The following is a 14,281-nucleotide window of genomic DNA, read 5'->3' as shown; positions in this document are numbered from 1 at the left end:
ATAACATTATGCCAAGAATAATACCGATGAAAGACTTACGTAATACGAATGAAATCATGGATATGTGCAAGGAATCTAACGACCCTGTTTTCGTTACAAAAAATGGTTACGGTGAACTTGTTGTTATGAGTATGGAAGCATACGAATCACTAACACGCTCTAACGAAATCGACAAAGCCATAACACAATATGAATCAGATATAGCTAATCATGTGCAAGGAAAAGATGCACGAACCCTCTTTTCAGAATTAAAGGAGGAGTATCTTGAACACCTATAAAGTCACAATTTTCCCTTCTGCAGAATCTGACCTCCATAATATATTCATGTACATTCTAGATAAGCTTGTATCACCAAATACTGCATTGGAAATATATAATGATTTACTTCAAATGATTTTGAGTCTTGAAACCTATCCAACACGTGGTAGTTTACGAAAAGTCGGTCAATATCGGAACTAAGGATACCGACAACTCTTTTATAAAAATTACACTATTGTTTATTCAGTCAAGGACAAGGAAAAAGAAGTACACATTATCGCCGTAAAATATAGCCCTAGTAATTTCTAATATATAATTACTGATATCCTTTGTAGATAAGAAAAACATCGACTAGTTACATCTAGTCGATGTTTCTCTCTCCACAGCAAAATAATAACTAATTAATAAAATCTTACTCATCTTTTGAAATAGGGTATTCCCATATTTCTATCAATTTGTTCACCAATTGATTAGTCCTTGCTAATATTTCTTTTTCACCCCATTGATTATATTTAATTAGACTATGACTAATTTTGATTGGAGTATGCCTATAACCTATATTATTGCCTTGCTTATCCTTGCAATCTAATTTATCAACAAAACATTTATTCTGATATTCTGAATTGTAACCAGTAAGTGTTAGATTACCAATCGTATGCAAGTATTTTTCATGTACTTGTTTATATTCACTACCTAAATTTTGTTTCCAAGCTTTAGATAAATTTTGAGGCATAATATGTTCAATTGTATATTCATTAGTATTTACATGTTCCTTCCCTATACTATTTTCAATTTTATCTAATAGCATCTTAGTTCTAGTCGAATTCAATGAATATATTTTTAAGGTTTTAAGTGTCTCCTTAATTTCTCTATTATCAGGCACTCTTTGTGGCCAAGTTAACTCTTCTAAATTCTTTTTAAACGATTCCACCTTATTAGTTTCATATAAACTCTTCAACATTGAAATACAAACTGGTCCAGCCGTATTTGTTGGTAATGCACAAATTGTCCTACGCATCCAATAAGATTCAATGATTCTTAAAATTACCAATAAATCTTCATCTGTTATCAGATTATTATCTCTGTCTGCAAGAAGTTTTAAAATCACAGAAGTAATTTTCAACTGACCTGTACGTCTTACATCATATAATGCCCTTTGAATTTTATCGCCTGTTTCAGATGCATCCAGCCATACTTTATAATATTTCGAATATTTATATATTTCTTTTACCAATTCTTCTGTAACTATTACAGAACTAGAACTATTTAATGTCGTGATTTTTTCACTTTTATATTTGTAATAATAATTTTTGAAAATATCATAATAATCCCCTGTTAAAGTTTTTTGTAATACAGAAGTCATATAGTAGTTAATAAACTTTTCAAATTGAGTTGTATCCCCAAATTGCATATCAAGTTCTATTTCCATAGGATGCCAATAATTATTATAAAGTGATTCCTGTTTATCTGAGTTTACTGTCATCAATAGAAAATTTCTAATTTTATCTGCCACAGAAAGAGGAAGACCTGTACTATTTACTGTCTCAAAAACCAATTGAGCATTATCTTCTGGTAAAATACATATATCTACTAACCGCAATTTCTTTATCCCATTATATATAACTTGTGGATCTACATTCTGCTTACAAAACTCTTCCAATATAACTTTATAATTATCAAAAATTTTACTCTTATCAATATCATCCGGTTTTTCTCTATTATTAATTAACTTTTTCCAGGCATAAGAATCTTCCTTATTTAACTTAACTTTATAATAAAGATCGCCAGATTCATCTTCATTCAACAAATATTTTCGAGAGATTTTATCAAGATTAGTTGCTGCTTTTTTATACTCCTCTAAATTATTCTTAAATTTTAAAGCTGTATAATCACCCAACGCTAACAATAAAATCGAAATAGTTGTAAGTCGCTGTTGACCATCAATCACTAAATATTCTTTAACGGCTGATGCATGCATTGAACTATCTTTTGCAAGATATAATACAGAACCAATAAAATGACAAGGTCGTCCATCATCATTTGCAACTTTTATTATGTCATCCAATAACTTTAAACAATTTTCTTTTTTCCAACTATATTTACGTTGATAAATAGGAACAGAGAATTGTGCCTCCGTACTTAAAAATTTTGTTAGTTCATAATCCAAAGCCTTCATAATATTTCCCCTTTATTATATATATTTTCCCTTTATTACATATACTTCCCTCAATATGCAATATAACATTTCATTTATTGTACTCCAAAACACGAAAAAATTCATCTTATTTACATTATATATATTAGCTACGACCAAACTTCTTATCTATAAAATCAACAAAAAAAGGAATGAGTTCAATAATATACCAAACTCATTCCATCAAATGTAGCTTATAACTTAATTCTATCTATACAAGAAAATTAAGATAGAACTTATAGTGCAATTCTATTTATTCAATTAGAAATTATGTCGTACCCCCGCATCAATACGCCATGTATTGTCTATAGTAGCACCAAAGTTTTTCGTAAATGTGCCATATAGGTATGTACTAGGACGAACGCTCCAGGAGCCACCGATTTCAGCATCAAGCCAAGTATCTTTCAAATCAAGTTCTGTTTTTACTGTTGGATTGCCTGGTGCGGAATAGGTTGTATTCATCTTACCGGAGAATTCATGAGCCAATGCGAGTTTTGCAAAGATGTTGGATTTTTCTGTTTCTTTACCAATACCAAAACCTAATCTGCCCACAGCAGAGTTAACACCGTCAGCTTTCACATGCATGGATCCACCGCCGGCAATATTGGCATCATAGGATACGCCATTCAAACGTCCTACGATAAATTCTACGCTTGGGTCAATATAGAAGCCATTTTGTTTCTTAATGCGCTTACCGTATTCAGCACTCAAGGATGTGCCAAATGTGTGGTAATCACCGTTCACACGTTGTCCACCTACGGAGTAGAGTTTGTAATTATTGGATAAGCGGTTACCACGAGCGATGATATCTAGATAACGACCATCATCATGTTGTTTTGTGCCATATAGCGCAATGCCACCGATTTTACCATCCCCACTGCCAACGGCGTAGGAATTGCTAGATGTACTGTAATCTAGGGCACCACCAAAGATCCAGCCATTCGATGCCTTATGGTCATAACCAACTTGAACGCCATTATAGGTCATACGAGCATCAGCACCATCTGTAATCTTTGATTTACCACCAATATATTTAGCCCACACGCCTTGATCCGTATTAGCTAAACGAAGGTCACCTAAACGACGTTGTAAATCATTTGTATTATTACGCCATGCCATAGCCGTAGATGCAAGAGCAGATTTTGTACCACTTACTAAGGAGGATTCTCCAGCGTGTTTAACAGTCGCTGTATTCCCCACAACGAGATTACCTTGCGAATCAAATGCATCTGTACCAAGTTCTGCAACAGCTGCAGGGCGTGTTACACCTTCATTGATTTGGACTGCAGTAGCTAATTTTTTATCATTTCCAGTGTATTGTAATTTATTCGCCAACGATTGCATTTCAGCGCGGTAACTTGCATCATCAGTTAGATTTTTTGCACTATCCCCTTGCACCGTTACATGGCTATTATCAGCGGCGTGTTGGATAATAATTTGCCCCTTACCTTCTTCACTAGCCGGTACACCAGCCTTATAATCAGCATTCACAAAGCCGCTATAGTTTTGAATGGTAATTGGACGTGCATCGATAGGATGAATGATACCCGCTGCCGTTGGATTTGCACCGCCTACGAGATTGCGTACCTTACTTCCCTTATATAGGTACGCCGCATTATCCCCTGATGGACGTTCTTTTCTTGGTGTAGGACGGTCCTTACCAATCCATTCATTATTCCAAGTACCGCCATTTTGTAAATAAATATCGGCACCAGAATTATGAGGGTTTTTCTTACTTTCAGCATATTCATTCAAAACAGCACCGGTAAGGCTAGAGTTAGGTGTTGTGAAAGCTAGCGCTATATTAGTTGGTTCAACATTATGATTTGGATCGCGGCCATAGTCCTTGTTGATAAGGCCCACATTGCCAACAGCAACTAGGTCCTTAGTACCTGGATGTTTGCCATCAGCGCCTGCATTAACATATACATCCCCTTCTTCTGCTACTACAGAATAGGTATCAGATGTTTCTACTGGATGAGTGATAATCTTACCACCTCCATCAACAAGGATATGACCTCGTTGATTGACTTGTAAACCAGAGCCGATAGCATCAATATCTACATTACCTTTGACGTGAATATTGGTATCCCCAAAATCTCGATCAGGATTGTCCTTGCTAAGACGTGGCACCTTACCGCCGTAACCAGCGTAAACAGCACTCATATAATAGTGACCCAATTCATTTTTAGATGCTGGTGCATCATTCTTTAAACGTACTACAAGATCTTTATCCACCGTTAACTGGGACCCAAAACCATTGTAAATACCTGTTACGTTTTTAGATTTACCTTCATCGGTCAAGCTTTTACCATGTACATTAACTGTTAATGTATCTTCAATATGCTTAACTTCAGGTTGCGTTTGTGTCGGGGATCCCATCGATAAGCCTAGCAATTCTTCTGCTTTATCACTAGATACATTAATATCAGTAGCCCCAGCAGAATAAGATAAACCTGTTAATACCAAAGCAGCCATTACTGCCGATACATGACGATGTAATTTCATATAAATCTCTCTTCTTTCTTAGCCAGTCACACTCTACACTCTTAACAGACTGGATTAAATGCTCTCAAAACATAGAAAGACCCCCTGAGTCCAACTTAGGAGGTCTTGTATTCATTCACACACTCAGTGAATAGTAGAAATAGGCTTCAGATTATTCTTCAGGAGAAATGAGGAAGGACAATGCACTAAAGTATTTATTTTGTTCCCCTTTATTTTGTGTAGGGAATGCTACTTCTACGCCCACTACATTTAAGCCATCAGCAGTAACTGCTACTGTTGCTTTACCATTTTCATCAGCTTTAGCTTCACCAGTCAAATCATTTACCAAGTCTTTGATAAGAGGTGCATTTGCATAAGGTTTACCATCTTTCAATACTTGAATTTCATAAGTGTCGCCTTTTCTAAGTGTCAATGGGTTAACAGATGGAATGATTTGAATGAAAGCATTTTTATCTACGAAAGGTTTAGCTTGTGCATTCCAATAGTGAATATCGTATTTGATAGCATGTGTACTCTTAACAGCATCTGGTACTTCTGTAATTGGTTTATGAATCATTTTGCCATCTTTAGTTTTAGTCCAGTAGCCATAGTCAAAATTAGTTACTGTAACACCAAGATCTGCTGGTGGAACAATAGCTACATTTTTTTCATGTTTAACAACTTGTACTGGAATTTGTTTACCTTGAACATCATAGCCAGTAATATTTTTTACCATATCTGCAGTATAGGCATTATCTACAGGGCCTTCACCAAGAACAAGGACTTTTTCATCGGTACGGTTAGCGAAGAATACGCCATGAGCGTCAACGGAAGAGCATACACAGCCTGCAGCCAAACCTACAGCAAATAAGGATGCTAATAATTTCTTATTCATAAAAACCTCCATAATCAATAACTTGTATCAACAAACTTGCTATTATTATACAAATTTATAGAGGTTTCGTATATACCTATACCCGTATAATCAAGCTATTATGCATACTCTGTATATACAGGCATTACTATGCTTATCTATCATAATTGATAAGATTATCATCTAATTTTCATATGTGTATAATAAACAGGAATATCCAAACCTTATAAAAATATAAAAACGACACTCACCAGAAGTGTCGTTTTCATATATCTTGTATAGATATTATTTTTTATTTTTTGCAGCTTTCGCACGTGCAGCACGATCAAGGATTGTTTTACGCATACGAATGCTTTCAGGTGTTACTTCAACAAGTTCGTCATCGTTGATCCACTCAAGAGCTTGTTCCAAGGAGAAGATACGAGGTGGAGTCAAGCGAACTGCTTCATCAGAGGAGCTAGAACGCATGTTAGTAACGTGTTTTTTCTTACATGGGTTAACGTCCATATCAAGTTCACGAGTGTTTTCACCGATAACTTGGCCTGCGTACACGTCTTGGTTAGGACCAACGAACAATGTACCACGATCTTGAACGGAGTTCAAACCATATGGTGTAGTTTCGCCATTTTCGAATGCTACCAAGGCACCGCGTGTACGGGAAGGAATTTCGCCTTTGTATGGTGCATAACCATGGAATACATGGTTCATGATACCATTACCTTTTGTAGCTGTTAAGAATTGTGCACGGAAACCGATCAAACCACGAGCAGGAATTACGAATTCCATGCGAAGGTAACCAGCCAATTCAACCATGTTAGTCAATTCAGCTTTACGTTGACCAAGGTTTTCCATTACAGTACCCATGAATTCTTGAGGTACATCGATAGTCAATGCTTCTAATGGTTCGCACAATTTGTCGTTAATAGTTCTAAAGATTACGCGTGGTTTACCTACTTGTAATTCGTAGCCTTCACGACGCATAGTTTCGATCAATACAGCCAAGTGCAATTCGCCACGGCCAGATACTTTGAAAGCATCGGCAGAATCAGTTTCTTCTACCTTCATAGAAACGTTAGTTTCTACTTCGCGGAATAAACGATCACGTAAGTGACGGGATGTAACGAATTCACCTTCGCGACCTGCGAACGGAGAGTTGTTTACGGAGAATACCATGGACAATGTTGGTTCGTCGATGGAGATGGATGGCAATGCTTCAGGATTTTCAGCATCTGCTACAGTTTCGCCGATATTGATATCGTCGATACCAGCGAATGCAATGATATCACCCATTTGTGCTTCGTCAGTTTCAACACGGTTCAAGCCATTGTATGTATATACGCGGCCAATTTTCGCTTTACGAGTGCTTTCACCAGTCATGATAGCCACTTGTTGATTAGGTTTCATTTTACCGCGAACGATACGGCCTACTGCGATTTTACCGATGAAGTTATCGTAATCAAGTGTAGTAACCATGAATTGAAGAGGACCTTCCAAATCACCTTGTGGTGCAGGAATTTCTTTAATCAAGGTTTCAAATAATGGTTCCATATTTACTGCTTCGTCATCCCAGTTAGTTTTAGCCACACCAGCACGAGCAGATGCGTATACTACAGGGAAATCGAGTTGGTCATCATCAGCTTCAAGTTCCATGAACAATTCAAGAACTTCATCTTCAACCTCTTTAACACGTTGGTCAGGACGGTCGATTTTGTTGATAACTACGATTGGTTTCAATTTTTGTTCTAATGCTTTACGCAAAACGTATTTAGTTTGAGGCATTGGACCTTCGTAAGCATCTACGAGAAGCAATACGCCATCAACCATGTTAAGTACACGTTCTACTTCGCCGCCGAAGTCAGCATGGCCTGGAGTATCAACGATGTTGATTTTGATGCCATCATGCATAACTGCAGTGTTTTTAGACAAGATAGTAATACCACGTTCACGTTCCAAATCATTGGAGTCCATTACGCGTTCTGCTACCTTTTCATTTTCACGGAACACATGGCTTTGTTTTAATAATGCGTCCACCAAAGTAGTTTTACCATGGTCAACGTGGGCGATAATCGCTACATTACGAAGATTTTCGCGAATCATAAGATCCTCCCTTTAATTCCTTCAGTATATTCTATATCATATAACGCTTGTGAAAGTCGCTATATAGGTATATTCCCAAAATTGGCAACACTTAATTATAACGTAACTAATTCAATCATGTCAAAGGAAACACTATAAAAAAAGATTTCTTATGCATCCCGTCTCCTTAAAAAGAATAACAGTTCATAAGAAATCTTGTATGAGTATTTAGTTTGTATTAATCTTCACCAATCATACGTACTTCTGGTTCAAGATGTACACCATGTTGGTCATATACGCGACGTTGTACTTCGGCAATTAAATCGAGTACATCCTTCGCACTAGCACTGCCTGTATTGATAACAAAGCCCGCATGCTTATGGGATACTTGCGCATCACCTACGGATAAGCCCTTAAGGCCTGTTTGTTCAATCAAGGTTCCTGCAAAATACCCTGGTGGGCGTTTAAAGGTGGAGCCTGCACTAGCAAATTCTAAAGGTTGTTTGGACTCCCGTTTTTCTGTAAGTTCATCCATGCGTGCCTTGATAGCAGCTTTGTCTCCAGGTTTAAGGGTCATAATCACTTCACCAATAACCTCATGATTATCGTGGAATATACTATGACGATAGGCAAAATCTAAATGCGATGCATCGTATTCTTTAATATTGCCTTGAAAATCTACAGCTCGAACAGCTGTAACGACATGGCTCATTTCCCCATCATAAGCCCCGGCATTCATAAATACGGCACCCCCTAATGTGCCAGGAATACCGATGGCAAATTCTAAGCCAGTCAAGCCATTTTCCCATGCGAACTCAGAAGCGTCTTTCAACATATACCCAGATCCGATACACAATACATTATCATTGCAGTCCATGATTTGTGTCATATGTCGAACGGATACAACAGCACCGCGAATGCCACCGTCCTTCACGAGAATATTGGAACCGCAACCGATAATGGTAACAGGCACATCAAACTCGTGAATAGTACGAAGAGCAAAGCTCAATTCAGCCATCGTTGTAGGTTCAACGAACAAATCAGCAGGACCACCGATTTTAAATGTCGTATGATGACGTAAATATTCCTCTTCTCGTACACGTGTACTTGGTAATTTTTCTAATAAAGCCGTTTGTAGGGCCTTAATGTTGTGGTTGTTGTTTTTCCCCATGATCTAAAACTTTCATCCCCTCAGTGATTGGTTCGCTAATGATTTTGTAAATATCATTAGATACTTGGCTCCAACGCATTTGCGCTTGCAAATAATTAGCCGCTGCAGTATTTGCTTGAATTTGAGGCATCAATTCCTCTTGTTTCTTTTGCAAATCATCTGCTTCAGGCGCGCCGGACAACTTAGCATATTCCCATTGCATTTGTTGCGCCATAAATGTGCGCACCAATGCAGTTGCTTCTGCGTCAGCTTTTACAGCCTCTTGCGCTTGCATCAACTCTTTATACTCTTCAGATTCACGCATGGCGTGTGCTAAATCATGGGCTTTATCGTAATTCATATTCATTCCCCCTATTGCATACACTATTCTTTGTGAAAGTTAACTTTCACGGACATCATACATTTATTGCATATACTATTCTTTGTAAAAGCCAAGTCTCACAAACATCGTACATTCTTTTACTTATGGCTAATCCAATTGCCTACTTCTTTCAAATCTGGATAATCCAATTGACGCATAGCTTCATAGGCAATAATAGCCACAGAATTTGAAAGGTTTAAAGACCGCGCCTTTTCCACCATAGGAATACGAATGCACGTTTCTTCATTACCTTCTAATAAACTTTCAGGTAAGCCTCTAGTTTCAGGACCAAATACGAGCATATCACCGATCTCAAACTTCACATCAGAATGCACATGTTTTGCCTTCGTAGTAGCATAAAAATAACGACGATCAGGATATTTCGCATATAGTTCTTCTATATTTTCATGTACCTGTACATCTACCAAATGCCAATAATCAAGGCCGGCCCGTTTAACGTGCTTATCGTCAATGGAAAAGCCCAATGGTTTGATGAGATGCAAGGTCATATGGTTTGCCGCACAAAGGCGTGCAATATTACCGGTATTACCAGGAATCTCCGGTTCATATAATACAATTTCCATACCATTCCCTCTATTCTTATATCTATATTATTCTACCTAATCTACAGTACGTATTCAAGTAGTGAATTCTATTTTTCCTAGGTGGGACACAAACAGCCCTACACCACTAAGATTATTTATTACTTCGAATAAAGTGTCCGCTCTTGCCACCGTCTTTTTCAACGAGATACGTAGGCCCCATAATCATGCCCTTATCGATGGCCTTGCACATATCATATACAGTGAGGAGCCCCACTTGTACGGCCGTAAGTGCCTCCATTTCAACACCGGTTTGCCCCGTCGTCTTAACTGTCGCCGTAATCTTTACCGCTTTACTATGCGTATCTGTTGTGAAAGCTAGACTTTCACCATCAACAAGATGGCAATGGACCTCCACCTTCGTAAGCATCAAAGGATGACACAACGGGATGAGGTTACTCGTTTGCTTAGCCCCCATAATGGCAGCCAATTGAGCAACGGACAAAACATCACCCTTTTTCATCGTCCCACCTTGAATGCGGTCATATATAGCATCATTGATGGCTATAAAACCTTCTGCTACCGCAATGCGATGCGTATAATCCTTATCGGACACATCCACCATCCACGCATTGCCTTGTTCATCAAAATGTGTTAATTCCATAATATTTCCTTATTTTATGTATAAATGTACATCAATAGTTTTACTTTTCTCATTTCTATTATACAATATAATTAAATTAGTATATATGAGGAAGGAAGTGTTCCTATGAAAACAAAATTAACTTATTTCGGCCACGCGTGCTTTATGCTAACAAACGGTGACGTATCCATGATTTTCGACCCATTCTTAACGGGCAATACATGGGACATGGCAAAAAAAGAAGATATTAAATGCCAATACATCTTCGTCAGCCACGGTCACGATGATCACTACGGCGATACTGATTTCATTGCCAAAGCTAACGACGCGCTCGTAATCTCTACAGCTGAAGTTGCTGGCAAAGCAGCTGCTGCAGGTTGCCGTACACATGCTATGCACCTTGGCGGTAAATACGACTTTGAATTCGGTTCCGTTCGTATCGTTCCAGCATTCCATGGCGCTGGCGTACCAGGTGGTCACGCAGCAGGTTGCATCGTCAACTTCTTCGGCGACATCGTATACTTTGCAGGCGACACCGCCCTCTTTAGCGACATGAAATTATTGAACCGCTTTGGCGATATCGACTACGCACTTCTCCCTATCGGCGATAACTACACAATGGGCGTCGAAGATGCAGCCCTTGCAGCAAGCTATGTAAAAGCGCGCATCTCCATCCCAATCCACTACAAAACATGGCCTGTTATCGACCGCGAACCAGGCGTATTCGCAAGCCTAGTAGAAGGCAAATACAACCAAACCGCGGTTATTATCGATCCAGGTTCTTCTATTGAATTAAACAGCTAATCAAGTATAGACCATTGAGGAGACACCTACTTCCGAAATCTTCCACCGGCTTTTTCTTCGCCCCTTCGGGGCTCAGGCCAAAGTCAGATTTCGAAAGCAGGTGTCTCTTTTTTTTGTTAGATTAATACTAGCATATACACATGATTTGCCATAAGCTCCCCCTCTATAATATTCACCCCATTTTTTCTTAGAAACATAAAAAATAAGCTATTAGTTGATTATGTAGTGACCCCTTAACCTTAAGATTTTTAGTCTAACATTAAGGGGTCGGTTCAATCAACTAATAGCTTTTTTGTTTAAGGGGCTGTTTTGTAATTCTTAACCTGTATAAGTAACAGATTAACTACCAGTAACTGAAATTGTATACGTTTTACCTTCCTAATCCGCATACCATGTATTATAGAATATACCTTAGATTATAAACCTAATTTTTCCATAACCATTGCTAATTTAGCTTTAGTATCTTCATTTTCTTGTTTAATTCTTGCATTTTCTTCTTTCAATGCAGTAATTTCATCATTCATTACGTATATAGAGCTAATTGGACCACCTTTATAACGTTCAGGAATTGCTTTTTTTGCTGCTGAGGAACCAATTTTTTTAGTTACCCCCACATTGAACATATTATTTTGGTCATCAAGGGTTACACCTGCGTGGAGCATAGTACTTTCATTAGTGAAGTGAGCCACACCAACTGCTACAGCAGATTTATCATGGTAATGACCATACGCAGCCATAATTTGAGTTGGTTCCAATGGATCGTATTGAATTGGTTTCAAACCAGCCAATGCTGCCGCATTAGCACCAGTTGTATTTATTTTACTATCAAAACCATTAAATGCACTGTTTAAACCACTCATAGCTTCTTGTACTTGACCTACAGTTGCTGCATCATTAGCAGATGTACCACGCGCTACATTATGAATTTGGTTACCTCCATTATTCAAGCCATCACTTGTCAAGGATACTGTCGTACCAGGGTTTGTAGGACTAGAAGCACCAGTGATAGTTACACCACTACCATTAGTTATAGTTGTGTTACCCGCTGCATCTGTAGTTGTTACATTTGTAACAGAGATAGAATCTTTAAGTGCTACATTAAATACTTTACCATTTGTTGCATCGTCTAGTGTTTCCTTAACTTTAATATTATTACCTTCGGTAACTTTACTATGTGCGCCGCCACCGATACCAGAAATCATATTTCGTACTTGAGTCAAGTTAACTGCATCAGTACCATTAACGGCTGTTGCTACATGGGTAATTGTTTTATTACCCGCATTGATACCGTCTTTTGTAAGGCTAGGACCTGTAGCCGCACCAGTACTATCGGTAAAAGATAGACCAGAACCATTCACTACAGTTGTATTACCAGCAGCATCTTTAGATGTCAAACCACTATTGCTAATTTTAGTATTACCAGTTGTAACAGAACCATTAGTACCAAGATCAATATTTTCAGCTAATTTAACAGTTAATGTATCTGTACCATTTGAACTTACTACAACATTATTAGTTGTACCATTACCCGTTGTGCCACCAACTACATTAACAGTCGTACCTAATGCACTATTGAATTGATTGCCAGTATCTCCTTTAAAGTTCAATCCACCATTAACAGTATTAGTCAAATTAGTAATATTTTGTTTTACATCAAATAATTGACCACCATTGACTGCCTCTTTACTACCAGAAGCAACAGTACCATTAGCAATATTAGTTAATTTAGTTGTAGCACCAGTTGTTGTACCATCTGGATTTACAAGGCTAGCTACTGGGTTAGTTACAGCCGTTGCTCCTGCTACAGTTGTACCATCTGCATTTACATCAGCCGCCTTGTAGTAGTTCCCATCATTAGCTTTTACTAACCGCTCACCAGCATCATTTGTGTACACGATGACACCAGCTTCACCATTACGAATAGCATTCGTTTTATCCGTTAAATTTTTACCATTTAATCCATCTTTACCTGTTGGTCCAGTGATAGAGGCTCCTGCTGTACCGTTAGAACCATCTCGACCATCTTTACCATTGCCAGCTACAGTAGCAGCTGTATTAATTTTATCTTTGATAGATTGTGCTAAATCAACGGTAATGGCATTACCATTTGCAGCCGTTGTTACATAGTCAGCAGTACCTTTGACTGTAAGAGATTGGGTCGCTAATGCTACAGTACCTGTCGTACTGTTATCTGCTGCTGTCTTAAGTGTAGTCGCCCCTCCAGTTGTAGGGATTGCTGCAATCGCCGCATCTAATTGCCCTTTATTAACGGCATCTGTACTATTAACGGCTGTTGCTACATTGCTAATTGTTTTATTACCCGCACTGATACCGTCTTTTGTAATACTAGGACCAGTAGCATTACCAGCATTATCAGTAAAAGATAGACCAGAACCGTTTACTACAGTTGTATTACCAGCAGCATCTTTAGATGTCAAACCACTATTTCTAATTTTAGTATTACCAGTTGTAACAGAACCATTAGTGCCAAGATCAATATTTCGAGCTAATTTCACTAACAGTGTATCTGTACCATCAGAAACTACACCAATATTACCATCTGTTAATACAGCACCAGCTGCTGTATTCCCTTTAATATTTAGTGTTTCGTCTAGTTTACGAGTGATAGTTGTACCTGTATCACCATCAAATTTGATTCCTTTGGTAGTAACTGCAGTATTGGCAGCATCTGCCGCCGTTTTTACATCAAATAATTGACCACCATTGACTGCCTCTTTACTACCAGAAGCAACTGTACCATTAGCAATATTAGTTAATTTAGTTGTAGCACCAGTTGTTGTACCATCTGGATTTACAAGGCTAGCTACTGGGTTAGTTACAGCCGTTGCTCCTGCTACAGTGGTACCATCT

The 14,281-nt window shown here is 38.1% G+C and carries 12 protein-coding genes; 3 read left to right on the top strand and 9 right to left on the bottom strand.

Annotation, left to right across the window (positions count from 1 at the left end):
• The first annotated feature begins 8 nt into the window (after positions 1 to 8).
• On the top strand, positions 9 to 278 hold the full coding sequence (locus O3617_RS07240) for a type II toxin-antitoxin system Phd/YefM family antitoxin (protein ID WP_005378629.1): 270 nt from the start codon (positions 9 to 11) through the stop codon (positions 276 to 278).
• Positions 265 to 459, top strand: a complete 195-nt coding sequence (locus O3617_RS07235) for a type II toxin-antitoxin system RelE/ParE family toxin (RefSeq protein ID WP_371449345.1) — start codon at positions 265 to 267, stop codon at positions 457 to 459. The genes O3617_RS07240 and O3617_RS07235 overlap by 14 nt, the downstream gene beginning before the upstream one ends.
• Positions 460 to 670: 211 nt before the next feature.
• On the opposite strand, the gene O3617_RS07230 is transcribed toward O3617_RS07235, so the two are convergent.
• The 8 genes from O3617_RS07230 to moaC all read right to left on the bottom strand — a co-directional run bounded on the left by O3617_RS07230 (position 671) and on the right by moaC (position 10,627).
• On the bottom strand, positions 671 to 2,434 hold the full coding sequence (locus O3617_RS07230) for a DUF262 domain-containing protein (protein ID WP_005378653.1): 1,764 nt from the start codon (positions 2,432 to 2,434) through the stop codon (positions 671 to 673).
• Positions 2,435 to 2,713: 279 nt separating this feature from the next.
• Positions 2,714 to 4,960: an autotransporter outer membrane beta-barrel domain-containing protein gene (locus O3617_RS07225; protein WP_038123841.1), complete on the bottom strand. Its 2,247-nt coding sequence runs from the start codon at positions 4,958 to 4,960 to the stop codon at positions 2,714 to 2,716.
• 151 nt (positions 4,961 to 5,111) lie between these two features.
• Entirely contained in the window at positions 5,112 to 5,834 is a 723-nt protein-coding gene (locus O3617_RS07220; RefSeq protein ID WP_038123843.1) for a DUF4198 domain-containing protein, read from the bottom strand.
• 264 nt (positions 5,835 to 6,098) lie between these two features.
• Positions 6,099 to 7,910, bottom strand: coding sequence for a translational GTPase TypA (gene typA, locus O3617_RS07215; RefSeq protein ID WP_038123845.1), 1,812 nt, complete (start codon positions 7,908 to 7,910; stop codon positions 6,099 to 6,101).
• Positions 7,911 to 8,127: 217 nt separating this feature from the next.
• Positions 8,128 to 9,060 carry a UDP-N-acetylmuramate dehydrogenase gene (gene murB, locus O3617_RS07210; RefSeq protein ID WP_371449343.1) on the bottom strand — a complete coding sequence of 311 codons (933 nt, stop codon included), beginning with the start codon at positions 9,058 to 9,060 and terminating at the stop codon, positions 8,128 to 8,130.
• Positions 9,032 to 9,400 carry a YlbF family regulator gene (locus O3617_RS07205; protein ID WP_005378601.1) on the bottom strand — a complete coding sequence of 123 codons (369 nt, stop codon included), beginning with the start codon at positions 9,398 to 9,400 and terminating at the stop codon, positions 9,032 to 9,034. The genes murB and O3617_RS07205 overlap by 29 nt, the downstream gene beginning before the upstream one ends.
• A gap of 119 nt (positions 9,401 to 9,519) precedes the next feature.
• Positions 9,520 to 10,005 carry a tRNA (uridine(34)/cytosine(34)/5-carboxymethylaminomethyluridine(34)-2'-O)-methyltransferase TrmL gene (gene trmL, locus O3617_RS07200; protein WP_371449342.1) on the bottom strand — a complete coding sequence of 162 codons (486 nt, stop codon included), beginning with the start codon at positions 10,003 to 10,005 and terminating at the stop codon, positions 9,520 to 9,522.
• A 112-nt stretch (positions 10,006 to 10,117) separates the two neighbouring features.
• Positions 10,118 to 10,627: a cyclic pyranopterin monophosphate synthase MoaC gene (gene moaC / locus O3617_RS07195; protein WP_038123851.1), complete on the bottom strand. Its 510-nt coding sequence runs from the start codon at positions 10,625 to 10,627 to the stop codon at positions 10,118 to 10,120.
• A gap of 105 nt (positions 10,628 to 10,732) precedes the next feature.
• On the opposite strand from moaC, the gene O3617_RS07190 reads away from it, so the two are divergent.
• Positions 10,733 to 11,410, top strand: coding sequence for a metal-dependent hydrolase (locus tag O3617_RS07190; protein ID WP_371449341.1), 678 nt, complete (start codon positions 10,733 to 10,735; stop codon positions 11,408 to 11,410).
• Positions 11,411 to 11,826: 416 nt separating this feature from the next.
• Here O3617_RS07190 and O3617_RS07185 read toward each other — a convergent pair.
• Positions 11,827 to 14,281 (bottom strand): YadA-like family protein (locus O3617_RS07185; RefSeq protein ID WP_371449339.1); only part of this gene is annotated, 2,455 nt, incomplete at its 5' end.

It is taken from the genome of Veillonella sp. 27098_8_77, assembly GCF_041431535.1.
Classification (GTDB): domain Bacteria; phylum Bacillota; class Negativicutes; order Veillonellales; family Veillonellaceae; genus Veillonella.
The sequence above is the reverse complement of the archived record's forward strand: the minus strand, read 5'-3'. Positions and strand labels throughout refer to the sequence as shown.